General features: G+C 70.9%; 1 protein-coding gene. It reads right to left on the bottom strand.

From position 1 onward, the window contains the following. Positions 1-1,745 (bottom strand): type I polyketide synthase (locus ACZ58N_RS38850; RefSeq protein WP_471170394.1); only part of this gene is annotated, 1,745 nt, incomplete at both ends.

Raw genomic sequence — 1,745 nt, 5'->3', positions numbered from 1 at the left:
AACGCCTTCGCACACTCATCGATCCGCCGCGCGAACACCACCGACGAATCCAACAGACCCGCAGCCATACCCACCCACTGCGAACCCTGACCCGGAAACACGAACGCCGTTTTTCCGCTGCTCACGGCGCCTCGTGCCACGCCGGTCGCCGCGGCCTCGTCCTTCAGGGCTGTCAGACCGCGCAGCAGAGCGCTGCGGTCACCGGCCACGACCACAGCGCGGTGGTCGAACGCGGCCCGTGTGGTGGCGAGGGAATGGGCGACGTCGACGGCCCGGAGGTCGTCCGCGCCCTCCAGGTGGTCCAGGAGGCGGGCGGCTTGACCGAAGAGTGCGTCGGCCGACTTCGCGGAGATCACGTACGGCAGGACGGAGGGAGCCGTCGGGGCCGGCGTGGACTCGGGAACGTCATCGTCCGGGGCCTGCTCGATGATGGTGTGCGCGTTGGTGCCGCTGATACCGAACGAGGAGACCGCCGCTCGGCGCGGACGACCCGTCTCCGGCCAGGGAGCGGCGGATTCGAGGAGCGAGACCGCTCCCGCCGACCAGTCGACGTGCGGGGTGGGCTCGTCGACGTGCAACGACTTCGGCAGGACACCGTGCCGGATCGCCTGGACCATCTTGATGATGCCCGCGACGCCGGCTGCGGCCTGGGTGTGGCCCATGTTGGACTTGATGGAGCCGAGCCGGAGGGGTTGTTCGTCCGTGTGCTCCTGGCCGTAGGTGGCGAGGAGTGCCTGGGCTTCGATCGGGTCGCCGAGGGTCGTACCGGTGCCGTGTGCCTCGACCACGTCGACCTCGGCGGCCGACAGGCCCGCGTTGGCCAGGGCCTGACGGATCACACGCTGCTGGGACGGACCGTTGGGGGCGGTGAGGCCGTTGGAGGCACCGTCCTGATTGACGGCGGAGCCGCGAACGACCGCGAGGACCGGATGGCCCTTTGCCCGGGCGTCCGAGAGCCGCTCCACGAGCAGCATGCCGACGCCCTCGCCCCACGCGGTGCCGTCGGCGGCGGCGGCGAACGGCTTGCACCGGCCGTCCGTGGCAAGGCCGCGCTGGACGCTGAAGGCGATGAACGTGCCGGGGGTGGCCATCACCGCCACACCACCGGCGAGCGCGAGATCGCACTCACCGCTCCGCAGGGCCTGTACGGCCAGGTGCAGGGTGACGAGGGAGGACGAGCAGGCGGTGTCCACGGTGACGGCCGGCCCTTCCAGGCCGAACGTGTAGGACACCCGGCCCGAGGCGACACTGCCCGAACTGGAGGTCCCCATGTAGCCCTCCAGGCCCTCCGGGGCCCGGTGAAGGAGAGTGCCGTAGTCGTTGTACATGACACCCGCGAAGACGCCGGTGCGGCTGCCGCGCATCGAAGCCGGGTCGATACCGGCCCGCTCGAACGCCTCCCACGACGTTTCCAGCAGCAGGCGCTGCTGCGGGTCCGTCGCCAGCGCCTCACGCGGCGAAATCCCGAAGAACGTCGGATCGAAGTGGTGCGCGTCGTGCAGGAAGCCACCGGTCGGGCTGTAGTCGGCGCCGGGCCGGGTGGGATCGAGCAGCCCCGAGAGGTCCCAGCCACGGTCGTCCGGCATGTCGGATATCGCGTCCCGACCCTCCGAGACGAGGCCCCACAGGTCTTCGGGAGAGTTCACTCCGCCGGGGAAGCGGCAGGCCATGGCGACGATCGCGATGGGCTCGTCGTCGTGCGCGGAGGCCACGACCGGCGCCGCTGCGGCAGCCTGGCTGCCGAG

The sequence above is a fragment of the Streptomyces sp. NPDC040432 genome (assembly GCF_055595445.1).
Note: the sequence above shows the minus strand (reverse complement) of the source record. Positions and strands in the feature narration are given on the sequence as shown.